Genomic DNA, 12,212 nt, shown 5'->3' on the forward strand with positions numbered 1-12,212 from the left:
TACCTTTTATTTTAAGTGTGCAATTATAGCTATATTCTTCTAAGCTATTATTGCATCCTCAAAACTATTCACATCTTCCATACTTTTAAGGACTATATCTTCTATTTGATGAGTTCCTAAATTGTATTTTGAGGTAAATATATGTATTGATTTTGTATCAAAATTTTCTATATCTCTTATAAGAGAATAAATCTCTCCAAGTAATCCTTTATCTTTTAAAAGAGCATCTGAAACCTCATCAGAAATGTGTAAATCCTGCAAAATTCTCTCCAGTTTAACACTAAAAAGAGTGTCTATAAGAGACAAGACACCTACAAAATACGCCTCTCCCAAAGCGTTGCTTTGTACATCTGGATTTACGGCTTTTAAGATATTTTCCATAAGCTCTGTTCGATGTTTGATCATCAGCATCAAAGGGGAATGTCTGGATGTTTTACTGACGGATTTTGAGTATATCATCAGCATCAGCCATTTAGCAAGAGGCTGTCTTCCAACAAGAGTCAGGATGTGATGGATGGAAGAGATCCTATTTCTAAAGTGAAATGCACATGAGTTTATAAAACGAAGCAGTTGCACCGTAATCTCATAATTATTTTCAAACTCTGATGTAATCTCATCTATGTTTGTGTCGTTTATGAGCATATTGTAAAGTTTTAGTACGTTTAACTGTGAAGGTTCATACTTTGCATTTTCAATTATATTCGGCTTTGCAAAAAAGTATCCTTGGAACATCTCGCAGCCAAAATCCTTAGCCAGCAGGTATTGTGCATTGTCTTCAATCTTGGAACCGACCACTTTTATGTTATTGGCTTTTAGTTCACTAATCATATCTTTTATTTCAGGGTCAAGACCTTTATCAAGGTCTATTTTCACATAAGAAAGTTCTTTAAATACTTTGGCATACTCCTGCATATTTTCAGTATTCAAAATCATATTATTTATAGCGAGCTTGTAACCTTTGGCGTGAAGCTGCTGCAGTCTCTCAACTACCCTCTCATTCACCTTTACATCTTCAAAAAGCGAGAAGATAAAAAACTCTTTTGGTATAGAAAAGATTATGTCATGAAGTAAAAATTTCTCATCAACTTTTACAAAAGCCCTGCGATTACCAAGAAGAGTATTTGTTCCAAACTTATTTAAAATATTACTTATAACAGAGGCACTGGCAAAACGGTCATTACTTATATGGCTGGATTTTGTACTATCCCTGTATAAAATCTCATACGCGACAAGGTCACCTTTGGCATCAAGAATTGGCTGGCGTCCCAAATATACATTTTCCATTGCAATCCTTTTTGTTTAAGTTTATATATTGTAACAGAAAAAATATATCAGAATATTTAGTACGAATGCTTTAATTTATACATCATAATAGATGCAGCTACTCCTACATTGAAACTCTTTACGCCTTGGGCCATCTCTATACTTAAGACTTCATCACATACACTAAGTACTTCTTGCGATATTCCTTTTCCCTCGTGCCCCATCAAAAGAACCCATTTTTTTGGAGCTTTTACTTGTGATAAAGGTGTGGCATCTGGAGTTATTTCAGCCGCAAATATTCTGTAGCCGTTTTTTTTAAGTTCTTTAATTGTTTGAAATATATCTTCATATATATGCACTTTTAACTTGGCCGTATAACCCATGGAAACACGCAAAGCACGTCTGCCGTAAGGATGCGGCGATTGACGAGGCAGAAGATATGAACCCACTCCAAGAGCAGCGGCACTTCTTGCTATAGAGCCGACATTCTCTGTTGATGTTATGGCATCTAACATCAAAATATTATCTCCAAGAGCTTTCAGTGGTGTTTCATCAGGACGAGTACCGTGCATCATACAGTTGTGATGAATCTTGTGACCGACAATACCCTGCATCTCTTCTTTGTCTGCAAGAAAAAGTTTTGCGATTTTTTTTGAGCTTATCAGATCCGCAAACTCATCATAATACTCTTTAGTCGCCAAAATACTTTTAATTTCAAGGTCACTTTCTAAAAGCATATTCACTACTTTTGGGCTATCGGCTACAAAGCTGTTATCTTCTGTAAAAGCGTTGTCTCTCAGCTTTTTGTATATTTCAAGTTCCGGTATATTTATATTTTCTATTTTTATATAATTCATATTTGCTATAATAGCATAACAAAGGAGTTCAAATGAAATACTCAATATCTTTTCGCATCTGGCACTGGCTAAACGCAATCGTAGTCTTAGGACTGCTTGCAACCGTATTTTTACGAAAGACATTTTTGAGTTGGAGAACCAACTCTGAAATACTTATGAACAAACTCTTTGACATGGACATAGAGATAAGCATTGAACAAGCAAAAGTGTTAGCAAAAGCTGTCCGCGCAGGTATGTGGGAGTGGCATATCATACTCGGTTATGCTCTTGCCTTTTTAATTCTTTTTAGGATATTTTTATTCTTTAAAGACTCATCAAAAAAAGAGGCTTTTAACTCTCTGACACCGCATAAAAAAGCCGTTCATATTTCATACTATATTGTTTATGCGACTCTGCTTTTTATGAGTGTTACCGGCCTAGTGATTCACTTCTACCAAGATTTAGGACTATTAAAAGATACTGCTCATGATATAAAAGAGATTCACGAGCTTGTATATAATGTTATTCTCTACTTTGTACCGCTTCATATAGCCGGTGTTATTGTCGCAGAGAACCAAGATGAAAAAGGCCTGATTTCGACAATGATAAACGGTAAAGAGTAATTACGCTACCTTGTCTATTCTGAACCAGCCGGCTATAGAGTATCTTTTTTTCTTAGCCGGCAATACTTCATGCGGAAACTTCTCGCTTAAAAATACAACTAGGGTATTCGCTATTGGAGGCACTTTTTTTAAAAAATTACTATGTTCGTCATATATTACCAACTCTCCTCCATCTCCCTCTCTCCACCCTTCATTTAGATAATAAACGGTAGTCACGACGCGGTTTACTGAGTTTTTAAAAGCATCTACATGAGTCTCATAAAAATCTCCGTTGTTATAAATGGAGTAGTGGCTCTCGTAATATGTTAAAACCAAAAAAAGTGTTTTATTTAGATACTCTTTGAGCCCATCGGCAAAAGCTAAGAACTCACTTCGTACCGAACCGTCATCATCTAACCAATGGATTTTATCTCTTCTTCTGTTGGTATCTATGCGCAAAGCAGGAAAGCTTGAGATACCGGCTCTTTTAAACTTGGTCTCAATTTTTGCATCTTTTAAAAGTGAGCGGGAAAGATTTCGGCTGATAGCATTTTGTATTACTATATACCCATCATCGACTAAAGCATCTGTTATTTTAGAATATATAGACTGATTCATATGCATACCTAATGTTAGTATCGCATTGTAATCAGTTTTTTTGTTTTTTGAGTATAAAGATGCTGTTTTATTAAAAGTATTTTACCTAACACTCCAAAAGAGTGTTAAATATTAAATCGGAAGAACGCGGATATTTTTAGAAAGTTTCTCTTTAAGAGTTGATTCGATTGCGTAAAGCGTACCTGTTGAAGAAGAAGCACAACCATTACAAGCACCTAAGTAACGGATATAAATATCGATATACTCATCACCTTTTTTAATGTCAATGACTTCCATGTCTCCACCGTCCATAACTAAGAATTGACGGACACTCTCATCGATTACGGCATCAACCGCTTTTATCTGCTGAACCAGAGTCATGCTTGCAAAATCTCCGGACGCTCCTGCATCTGCAGCAGCTTTCATCTTCTCTTCATCCATCTCTTTACGAGTATCTCTTAGAATATCAACTAAATACCACTCTCTGGCTTCATGACCGCCAGGTTTGATACAAGACTTACAAAAACCTCCGGCTTTTGTATAATCAGTAATCTGCTCAATAGTTGTTAAATCATTAAGTTTGATTACCTCTCTGATAGTGTTTAAACTAACACGAGCACATTCACAAACAATAATCTCTTCTTCAAAACTATCTGCATCTACACCTTTGTAAAGTCCTGCCGCTTTTTTTATAACATCATAAGCCATAACCGAACAGTGCATTTTTTGAGGTGGAACTGCCGGAGTATCCGGGTCGTCTCTAAGAGCAAATTCAACATCAATATTTGTAATTTTTACTGCTTCATCAACTGTTTTACCTATACAAAGTTCTGTCATAACATCCGAAGATGCTATAGCCGTACCACAGCCGAAACTTTTAAACTTTGAATCTACTATCTTGTCTGTTTCAGGATCTATTTCCCAATACAGACGAACAGCGTCACCACAACTCTCAGCACCAAAGTCAGCAACTATAAGTTTGTGACCGCGAGACTCTGCATCTGCTTCAAAGATTTCACCTTGGTGTTGAGGGTTATTCATTAACGTTGTTACTTTATTTGAATACGCGTCCCAAAGAGACTCGCCTAACATATCTGCTTTTGCCATAATATTTTCCTATATCTTATTTTTTAGTGGTGATGAAGTTCACATTCTTGAACTTCCCCGCCTGCTGTTGGTTTTTGAATTGCAAATGAACTTGAAATTGCACGAAGCCTAGCAACGGCAGCTTTAAAATGACTGATAGTATAATCAATCTCAGCATCTGTAGTAAAACGGCTAAGACTTAGTCTGATACCCGTATGTGCAAGTTCATTATCGGCACCGATAGCAAGCATTACCGTGTTTGCCTCAAGGTCTTCACTTGCACAGGCTGAACCGGTAGATGCACTTATTTGACCGTTGTTTAAATCCCAAAGCATACCTTCACCCTCAACACCTCTAATAGATATAAGGATTGTATTTGGCGTACGGTTTTCTCTGTCACCGACTACAAATGTATCGCTAAGTTCTAAGATAGCATCTTCAAGACGATCTCTTTTTTCTCTAATCTTTTTTCCTGTCTCTTCAATATTTTGAGTTGCAAGTTCAATAGCTTTACCCATTCCGACAATATACGGGACATTTAGTGTACCCGAACGACGGCCACCCATATGTTCTCCACCGTGTAAGAGTGGAGTAAGTTTTTGAGAATTTCTAATATAAAGAGCACCTACACCCTTAGGTCCATGAAATTTATGTGCAGACATGGAAACAAAATCAACATGCAATGATTGTAAATCCACAGGTATTTTTCCTATCGCCTGTACACCGTCTGAATGAAAAAGAACACCTTTTTCTTTACAGATATCTCCTATCTCTTTAATAGGAAAAATCATCCCTGTCTCATTTGAAGCCCACATAACAGATACTAAAGCCGTCTTATCTGTAATAAAACTCTTAACAGTGTGCGCTTCAACAACACCTTGGTCATTTACAGGAAGGTAAGTAACTTTAACACCTTGTTCCTCTAAAAACTTACATGTTGAAAGTACCGACGGATGTTCAACCTCAGTCGTTACAATATGATTCTTGTCCCCGTTTACGATGAGATCCATAAATATGGACTGAAGAACCCAGTTATTTGATTCTGTTGCACAAGACGTAAATACTATATCGTCATTATCGCTTGCATTTAATGCTGTATAGACTTGATCTATTGCTTTGCTTAAAGCAGGATGCGTAGCCGTTCCAAATTTATGAAGTGAATTTGGATTACCGTATAACTCACTGAAAAATGGCTGCATTACTTCTACAACTTGTGGGTCTACCATCGTTGTAGCATTGTTATCTAAATAAACTTGCATGTTTTACCTCATGAAATAGGATTATTTTTAATTAAGACAATTTTTGTCTTCTTTTACTTTTGATATGATAATAGGTTTGTTATTACGATATGCTTAAACGAAACTGACTTACTACTTTATTTAAGGTATAATTCCATTTAAAGGTTTACTATGTGTAATTTTAACAAACAAAACGAAAATACGAAAGCATTAATACATCTATTTATGAAAAAATGTGCTGATGCCCTAGGCGGCTCAAACTTCCTTTTAGGATTGCTTGAAGCTATGAAAGAAAAAAGGCCCAATGCACTCATGTTCAACGGCTGCAGAATAGACTCTAAAGAAGCAAGCATTACATGGAACAAAATAGTTTTCAAAGATAAGTTCGATATCTTAGAAGAGATTATACGTTCTCATAAAAGTTCTGAAGATCAGGATTTTAACATATTACAAAGCGACAGTGAGAAGAAAAAAAAGAAAATCTTAAATATGATTAAGACTTTAGCTCCGATAGAATTTACTATTACCCCTCTTAATACAGAAAAGGGAGAAGGCTTTAACTTTAAAATCTTTGAGACCATAGAGGACGACTACGTAAAGATAAATCCTATTTTTGCAGCAATGTTCTTTTGTTCAGTAGAGTATGCTAAAAAAGCTTTAAAGTATGAAATTTAATTTTCATACTGCTGCGTAAAAACTCTAACGCAATTTCTTCCCGCTTCTTTTGCCATATAAAGTGCTTTATCAGACTCTTCTATAACCTTATGAATGTTATCATTACTGTTGCCAAAACTTATACCTGCAGAAATTGTAATTTTTTGTTCTTTGCAATCAAAAGTTCTATTTTCTATACTAGACCTGATAAGCTCTACTTTTTTTAAAGCATTTTCTTTGAAAATATCGGTAAATATAATCACAAACTCTTCTCCACCATAACGACAAAGTATATCGCTGGGTCTAATCAAAGACTGTAAACTTAAAGCAAGATTTTTTAATATGCAATCTCCGGTTGAATGACCAAGAGTGTCGTTTACATCTTTGAACCTGTCTATATCTATAAATATTATGGCAAAACTTGCATCTTCTTTGTTCATGGAAGTAAAATTTTTTATAAAATCGTTCAAGTAATGACGATTATATAATCCTGTCAATGCATCCGTAAATGCATAATTCATAGCTTTTTCATTTACCCGCAAAACTTCTTTTTTTATAAAAAAGTACAATATAGCGATTATAAAACCTGCTGATAAAATAGAAAAAAACAGTTCCTTTATGACAAGTATATATATTTCATAGTTATGCATTGAGTCGTAATGAAACAACAACACTCGAATAAAAGATAGCAGTGCCAATGAAGAAAACATAATTATAAATATCTTGTAAATTAACTGTTTTTTCTCTTTAACACTAATCATCTACTCACTCTTTGGGCTTATGCATCTGATATATCTGTATATTCTTATTTGCAACTTCTTTAAGTATAACACTTGGACTGACACCCAGAAATTTTTTAAAAACAGCATTCATATGTGAACTGTCACTGTACAAGTATTCAAGTTCCTTAAAAGTATGCCCATCTTCGATATACGACAATACTGTTTTGCAAAATTTTGAAACAAAGATGAAATTTTTTGGAGTCAAACCGACAACTTTTTTAAATTGTCTTTCCATGGTGCTTCTACTACAACCAAATTCTTTTGTAAGATTTTCTACTGTTACTTCATAATGATATGAGTTTGCTATTTTATCAATAACATCAAAAATCGGTAAATGCGTACTTTCTTGTAAAGATTGCAATAAAGCAAAAGAAGTGTTCAAATATTGAATCTCTTCTTCTATGCTCTTATGCAAATATAAATCTTTGAAATACTTATCTACTACATCCTGTTCCAATTCTTCATAATTACTGTTTAAAGAAGCGGCTTCTTTATTAAATAACTGATAGTAACCAACAGGGGTAAGTTCCGCTAATATAATCGGAAATGTGATATTAGCAGAATCACTTTCTTCACTTAAAACAAAGCTTTCAACTTTGTTAGTTTTTACACTTACAGAGTATCTTTGAGGAATAGAAAACTTGTTTTCTTCATTGTATATTTTTGTATACCCTTCTATCCCTCTGTTAAAAACTATAAAATTAGATCCATTCGGCAAAAAAAGCAGCTTTTCTACACCTTCAAACGAGTTAATAACTACATACTGTTTAATCGTGCTTGCTAATTCTTGTGACGTGGAGAAAATATCATAAATCATTAAATATAACCATTATTTTTGTTTGTAAACATTGTACTTACATTGTACTCAATTATTTTATTTTCAAGTTGTGTTAAATCGTCAATGAACTTAGTTTCACTCTGATTTTAAATCTTAAATGGTATAATCGCAACATTATTACTTATTATAAAGGTTCATTATGGCTCAAACTATAACAGAAAAAATATTTTCAGAGCATGTTGGAAGAGAAGTGTTTGCCGGAGAAATCATCCGCTGTAACATCGATATGGTTATTGGAAACGATATTACTACTCCTATCTCAATTAGTGCTTTTAATCTTAGCGGTGCAGAGAAACTTGCCAATCCTGATGGATTTTCTATTGTTCTTGACCACTTTATCCCTGCAAAAGACATAGCATCTGCTAATCAGGCTAGAATCTCTCGTGACTTTGCTAAAAAACATAATCTAAAAAACTTTTTTGATGAAAAAGACATGGGAATCGAACATGCGCTTTTACCGGAAAAAGGTCTTGTAGTTCCTGGTGATGTGATCATCGGTGCAGATTCGCATACTTGTACTCACGGCGCACTTGGAGCATTCTCAACAGGTATGGGCTCTACTGACTTGGCATTTGCGATGATTACAGGCGGAAACTGGTTTAAAGTTCCTGAATCGATCAAAGTAAACCTTAGCGGTAAACCGGGCAAATACACTACAGGCAAAGATATCATTCTAGAAATCATCCGCATGATAGGTGTTGACGGCGCTCTATACAAAACTTTAGAATTTACAGGCAGTACAATCGAGCATTTAAGCATGGATGACAGATTCTCTATGTGTAACATGGCTATTGAAGCAGGAGCAAAAAGTGGCATTGTTGCTTATGATGATGTAACTAAAGAGTTTTTAGCAGATAAAGATCTGGCTCGTGAGCCTAAGATTCATTACTCAGATGCTAATGCTTCTTATGTCCAAGTCTTAGATATAAATGTTGCAGAACTGGAGCCTGTTATCGCTTACCCATTCTTGCCGTCAAACGGTCACTCTATCACTCAAGCGGTGAAAGATAAGATTAAAATAGATCAGGCATTTATAGGAAGTTGTACAAACGGGCGTTTAGGTGACCTAAAGACTGCTGCCGAGATTTTAAAAGGCAAGAAAGTTCACGAGGATGTTCGCCTTATCGTAACTCCCGGAACTCAAAAAATCCTAAAAGAAGCATATAAGCTTGGTTATATGGACATCATTATAGATGCAGGCGGAGTTGTTTCCAACCCTACATGTGGAGCATGTCTTGGCGGGTATATGGGGATTTTGGGAGACGATGAAGTCGCAGTCTCAACAACCAACCGTAACTTCGTAGGCCGTATGGGTTCAAGAAGCTCAAAAGTATATCTTGCAAACTCTGCTGTCGCTGCAATCTCCGCTATTACCGGCTACATAACAGACCCTAGATAATATGTTTAATATCCCCTGCGTCATCTTTGCAGGTGGCAAAAGCAGCAGAATGGGAGAAGACAAGTCTCTTCTTCCTTTTGCAGGTTTTAATACACTCACCGAGTTTCAATTCTCACGTCTAAGTAAAATATTTAAAACAGTATATATCTCGTGCAAAGATAAAAGCAAGTTTGACTTTGAAGCAGATTTTATTGAAGATGTTAAGACGACACAGGCATTTGCTCCAACTGCCGGATTTGTTGCTATTTATAATGAACTAAAAGAAGATGCTTTTTTTGCGCTTAGTGTAGACGCTCCCTTTGTAGGTGCAGAAGAGATAAAAAAGATCATAGATGCAGATATAAAGGACTCAGATGCAACTATAGCAAAAACAGAATTTGGAGTTCAGCCAATGTGTGGCATCTATCATCGTTCTCTTCAAAAAGAGTTTAAACAGATGCTTCAAACTGACAGCCATAAACTGGGGTTTTTACTGAAAAACTCAAACACTACCTTTGTAAACTTCGATGATGAAAAACCATTTCTAAACCTCAACCACCCTCACGAATACAAAGAAGCACTAAGCCTCATCTAACCTTGTAGTTATATTGTAATCAAACTTGAATATCATTTGTGCAAACAAAGGAAGTTAAATGCACTACTTTAGTAAGGTGAAGCTTGAACAAGAGGTTTTTAGTCTCATATACGGAAAGGGGAAAGTTGTTTTTGCCTTGCCCAAAAAACATAGACTTGAGGGTTTCTACGTTTTTGCTGCTGAATATGAAAATGGACAATTAGTACACTACACATTAGATGGTCTGCCAAACTGGTCCCCTCTTTATGGAGGATGTCAAACAGTTTTTTATTTAGAAGACATAGAGTTAAGTGATGTAGATATTCAACCTCCTCATAAAGTCCCTTCAGAAAAACAAATATTAAAATATAAAGAAAAGGGAATGCTAGAAATTCAATGCCCTTCAGGTATCTGGAGAAATGTAGATGAATGCCCGGAAAATCTTATGAAAAGAGCTTTCAAAAAATCCAGATACCACCTCTTTAGAAAACAAAAAGAGAATCAATAAGATAGCTTACTTTTCTTCTGCTATAATAATAAAAATACAATTTAAAGAATAGCAATGAAGTTAACACACTTAGATGAAAATCAAAGACCGAAAATGGTCGACGTATCTGATAAAAATCAAACTACAAGAGTTGCCGTAGCATCTGGAGTCATAGAGATGAGCCAAGACGCTTACGATGCAATAGTAAGCGAAAAGACTAAAAAAGGTCCTGTTCTTCAAACCGCGGTTATCGCTGCAATAATGGGCGTGAAAAAGACAAGTGACCTTATCCCTATGTGTCATCCGCTAAATCTAAGCGGTATCAACTGTGACGTAGAAGAACTACCTCAGCTTCCAGGCTTCAAACTGACTGTAACTGCAAAACTCACAGGTCAAACCGGTGTTGAGATGGAAGCTTTAACAGGAACGAGCATCGGTCTTTTGACTATATATGATATGGTTAAAGCGATAGATAAGGGCATGATTATAAGAAACGTGCAACTAGAAGAAAAATCAGGAGGGAAAAGTGGAGATTTTAAACGATAGAACTGAGAAATTAGAACTTACCTATCCATGTTCTTGGTCATATAAACTTATCGCCGGCGAAAAAGAGGCTCTTGAGAAGGCTATACATGATGTTATTGATGAAAGAGAGCATAAGCTTACTCACTCAAAAAATTCCAAAGGCGGAAAATATGTAAGCATGAATCTTGATCTGCTTGTGCACAACGAAGATGACAGAAATTTTATATATGAAGCCCTAAAGGCTCATCAAAATATAAAAATGGTACTATAGAAAATAAAATTAAGGATTCATGATGGATTTAGATAAATTAACAAGTGATTTAAATGACTCGTATAACCGTAGATTCAAGAGTGTTGACAAAAGAGTCGCACATGCAATGAACCATCTTAGTGATGATTTAAACATCAAAATAAACGATTTGAATCTGCATGAGATTAAGACTATTGCTACAACTATTTTAGATATTGAAACTCATAGTTTAAAGGATGATGTTGAATCACTTTTGGCACAAAAAGAGATTATCGAGAGAAGTTTAGAAAAAAAATCCGAACAACTTCAAGAATCAAAATATGATGTCTTTAATGCGATTGAAGCTCATATAGATGGTGAAAAAGAAGCTCTTTACAAACTTCATCAAGTTAAATTACAATCCATTGATCTTTACGATTTTCTAAGTGAAACGGTTGAATCGGCCATTATTACGGCACTTGAAAAAGACACAGACGGAGATATCAGAGAGACTATCCAAGAAGTAATCAAAGATATAACTTTTGAAGCTATCAAAGAAGGTTCACTAAATACAATCAGAATAAGAAAGATACTAGCTACTATCTTGCAATCAGCAGTAGATATAGCAGAAGCTACGCCTACGAAAGCTGAAGATATTTTATATGCGACTCTTCATGGTATGAGAAGCGGTCTTGTACGTTCTATAGACAGGTTTAAAAAGCGTTTAGCTTTTATGCCTATTGAGGCAAAACACATCCTTATAGAAGATTATGACACTATTATGGAAGATCTGAATCAGACTGATACTCTTTTTTCACAGGTTATTCAAACTCAAGCAAGTGAAAACACTCAAATCATAAGAAAACTGCTTATTGATATCAATAAAGATATGCATTACGATCTAGAAGAACTTGTTCATATATCTAAAGAGACGGCTGATATTATGAGAGAGAGATTTTCTTCATTTGCAAAAACAGCTGTTAAGAAAGCCGATACGGCTCTAAAGTCTGAAGCAGCACAAGAAGCTAAGCGAATGGGTAAACAAGCCTGGGTAGTAGCTAAGACTGCTCTAGGGAGTGCAATTAAAACTGCTAAAGGTGCAATAGATAAAGATAGATAAAAA

At 35.4% G+C, this 12,212-nt stretch carries 15 protein-coding genes; 8 read left to right on the forward strand and 7 right to left on the reverse strand.

The window, feature by feature from the left end; all coding sequences use genetic code 11:
• Window positions 1-39: 39 nt before the first annotated feature.
• Both ABYK18_RS08565 and ABYK18_RS08570 read right to left on the reverse strand, forming a co-directional pair.
• A complete protein-coding gene (locus ABYK18_RS08565) occupies window positions 40-1,284 on the reverse strand; it encodes an EAL and HDOD domain-containing protein (protein ID WP_373036251.1) in 1,245 nt (414 codons plus the stop codon).
• A gap of 56 nt (window positions 1,285-1,340) precedes the next feature.
• Window positions 1,341-2,120: a TrmH family RNA methyltransferase gene (locus ABYK18_RS08570; protein WP_373036252.1), complete on the reverse strand. Its 780-nt coding sequence runs from the start codon at window positions 2,118-2,120 to the stop codon at window positions 1,341-1,343.
• Window positions 2,121-2,152: 32 nt separating this feature from the next.
• Here ABYK18_RS08570 and ABYK18_RS08575 point away from each other — a divergent pair, with 32 nt between their 5' ends.
• On the forward strand, window positions 2,153-2,722 hold the full coding sequence (locus ABYK18_RS08575; protein WP_373036253.1) for a cytochrome b/b6 domain-containing protein: 570 nt from the start codon (window positions 2,153-2,155) through the stop codon (window positions 2,720-2,722).
• Here ABYK18_RS08575 and ABYK18_RS08580 read toward each other — a convergent pair whose 3' ends face one another.
• The 3 genes from ABYK18_RS08580 to ABYK18_RS08590 form a co-directional block, all read right to left on the reverse strand.
• Complete coding sequence (locus ABYK18_RS08580; RefSeq protein WP_373036254.1) at window positions 2,723-3,319, reverse strand: 2OG-Fe(II) oxygenase; 597 nt, start codon at window positions 3,317-3,319, stop codon at window positions 2,723-2,725. It abuts the gene before it with no gap.
• A gap of 111 nt (window positions 3,320-3,430) precedes the next feature.
• Window positions 3,431-4,405 carry an iron-sulfur cluster assembly scaffold protein gene (locus ABYK18_RS08585; protein ID WP_373036256.1) on the reverse strand — a complete coding sequence of 325 codons (975 nt, stop codon included), beginning with the start codon at window positions 4,403-4,405 and terminating at the stop codon, window positions 3,431-3,433.
• Window positions 4,406-4,428: 23 nt separating this feature from the next.
• Window positions 4,429-5,643: a NifS family cysteine desulfurase gene (locus ABYK18_RS08590; RefSeq protein WP_373036257.1), complete on the reverse strand. Its 1,215-nt coding sequence runs from the start codon at window positions 5,641-5,643 to the stop codon at window positions 4,429-4,431.
• 204 nt (window positions 5,644-5,847) lie between these two features.
• On the opposite strand from ABYK18_RS08590, the gene ABYK18_RS08595 reads away from it, so the two are divergent.
• Entirely contained in the window at window positions 5,848-6,297 is a 450-nt protein-coding gene (locus tag ABYK18_RS08595; RefSeq protein WP_373036258.1) for a hypothetical protein, read from the forward strand.
• On the opposite strand, the gene ABYK18_RS08600 is transcribed toward ABYK18_RS08595, so the two are convergent.
• Complete coding sequence (locus tag ABYK18_RS08600; protein ID WP_373036259.1) at window positions 6,294-7,037, reverse strand: GGDEF domain-containing protein; 744 nt, start codon at window positions 7,035-7,037, stop codon at window positions 6,294-6,296. The two genes, ABYK18_RS08595 and ABYK18_RS08600, sit on opposite strands and share 4 nt — an antisense overlap.
• 4 nt (window positions 7,038-7,041) lie before the next feature.
• Window positions 7,042-7,875, reverse strand: a complete 834-nt coding sequence (locus ABYK18_RS08605) for an AraC family transcriptional regulator (RefSeq protein ID WP_373036260.1) — start codon at window positions 7,873-7,875, stop codon at window positions 7,042-7,044.
• 160 nt (window positions 7,876-8,035) lie between these two features.
• On the opposite strand from ABYK18_RS08605, the gene ABYK18_RS08610 reads away from it, so the two are divergent.
• Genes ABYK18_RS08610 through ABYK18_RS08635 form a run of 6 tightly spaced genes read left to right on the forward strand, consistent with a single transcriptional unit; the run spans window position 8,036 to window position 12,209 of the window.
• A complete protein-coding gene (locus ABYK18_RS08610; RefSeq protein WP_373036261.1) occupies window positions 8,036-9,295 on the forward strand; it encodes a 3-isopropylmalate dehydratase large subunit in 1,260 nt (419 codons plus the stop codon).
• A 1-nt stretch (window position 9,296) separates the two neighbouring features.
• A complete protein-coding gene (mobA, locus tag ABYK18_RS08615) occupies window positions 9,297-9,869 on the forward strand; it encodes a molybdenum cofactor guanylyltransferase MobA (protein ID WP_373036262.1) in 573 nt (190 codons plus the stop codon).
• Window positions 9,870-9,927: 58 nt separating this feature from the next.
• Window positions 9,928-10,356, forward strand: coding sequence for a hypothetical protein (locus ABYK18_RS08620; protein WP_373036263.1), 429 nt, complete (start codon window positions 9,928-9,930; stop codon window positions 10,354-10,356).
• Between the two features lie 54 nt (window positions 10,357-10,410).
• Window positions 10,411-10,881 carry a cyclic pyranopterin monophosphate synthase MoaC gene (gene moaC, locus ABYK18_RS08625; RefSeq protein ID WP_373036264.1) on the forward strand — a complete coding sequence of 157 codons (471 nt, stop codon included), beginning with the start codon at window positions 10,411-10,413 and terminating at the stop codon, window positions 10,879-10,881.
• Entirely contained in the window at window positions 10,862-11,131 is a 270-nt protein-coding gene (locus ABYK18_RS08630; RefSeq protein WP_373036265.1) for a YbeD family protein, read from the forward strand. Before moaC ends, ABYK18_RS08630 begins: the two co-directional genes overlap by 20 nt.
• A 22-nt stretch (window positions 11,132-11,153) precedes the next feature.
• The gene (locus ABYK18_RS08635) at window positions 11,154-12,209 is read left to right on the forward strand and encodes a DUF6781 family protein (protein ID WP_373036266.1); all 1,056 of its coding nucleotides are present in this window, start codon (window positions 11,154-11,156) and stop codon (window positions 12,207-12,209) included.
• Window positions 12,210-12,212 lie beyond the last annotated feature (3 nt).

Source organism: Sulfurimonas sp. (assembly GCF_041563495.1).
Classification (GTDB): Bacteria; Campylobacterota; Campylobacteria; order Campylobacterales; family Sulfurimonadaceae; genus Sulfurimonas.

Excerpts from the sequence above, each read along its gene's own strand:
- ABYK18_RS08565 (WP_373036251.1), bottom strand. The coding sequence starts at position 1,284 with ATGGAAAATGTATATTTGGGACGCCAGCCAATTCTTGATGCCAAAGGT.
- ABYK18_RS08570 (WP_373036252.1), bottom strand. The coding sequence starts at position 2,120 with ATGAATTATATAAAAATAGAAAATATAAATATACCGGAACTTGAAATA.
- ABYK18_RS08575 (WP_373036253.1), top strand. The coding sequence starts at position 2,153 with ATGAAATACTCAATATCTTTTCGCATCTGGCACTGGCTAAACGCAATC.
- ABYK18_RS08580 (WP_373036254.1), bottom strand. The coding sequence starts at position 3,319 with ATGAATCAGTCTATATATTCTAAAATAACAGATGCTTTAGTCGATGAT.
- ABYK18_RS08585 (WP_373036256.1), bottom strand. The coding sequence starts at position 4,405 with ATGGCAAAAGCAGATATGTTAGGCGAGTCTCTTTGGGACGCGTATTCA.
- ABYK18_RS08590 (WP_373036257.1), bottom strand. The coding sequence starts at position 5,643 with ATGCAAGTTTATTTAGATAACAATGCTACAACGATGGTAGACCCACAA.
- ABYK18_RS08595 (WP_373036258.1), top strand. The coding sequence starts at position 5,848 with ATGAAAAAATGTGCTGATGCCCTAGGCGGCTCAAACTTCCTTTTAGGA.
- ABYK18_RS08600 (WP_373036259.1), bottom strand. The coding sequence starts at position 7,037 with ATGATTAGTGTTAAAGAGAAAAAACAGTTAATTTACAAGATATTTATA.
- ABYK18_RS08605 (WP_373036260.1), bottom strand. The coding sequence starts at position 7,875 with ATGATTTATGATATTTTCTCCACGTCACAAGAATTAGCAAGCACGATT.
- ABYK18_RS08610 (WP_373036261.1), top strand. The coding sequence starts at position 8,036 with ATGGCTCAAACTATAACAGAAAAAATATTTTCAGAGCATGTTGGAAGA.
- mobA (WP_373036262.1), top strand. The coding sequence starts at position 9,297 with ATGTTTAATATCCCCTGCGTCATCTTTGCAGGTGGCAAAAGCAGCAGA.
- ABYK18_RS08620 (WP_373036263.1), top strand. The coding sequence starts at position 9,928 with ATGCACTACTTTAGTAAGGTGAAGCTTGAACAAGAGGTTTTTAGTCTC.
- moaC (WP_373036264.1), top strand. The coding sequence starts at position 10,411 with ATGAAGTTAACACACTTAGATGAAAATCAAAGACCGAAAATGGTCGAC.
- ABYK18_RS08635 (WP_373036266.1), top strand. The coding sequence starts at position 11,154 with ATGGATTTAGATAAATTAACAAGTGATTTAAATGACTCGTATAACCGT.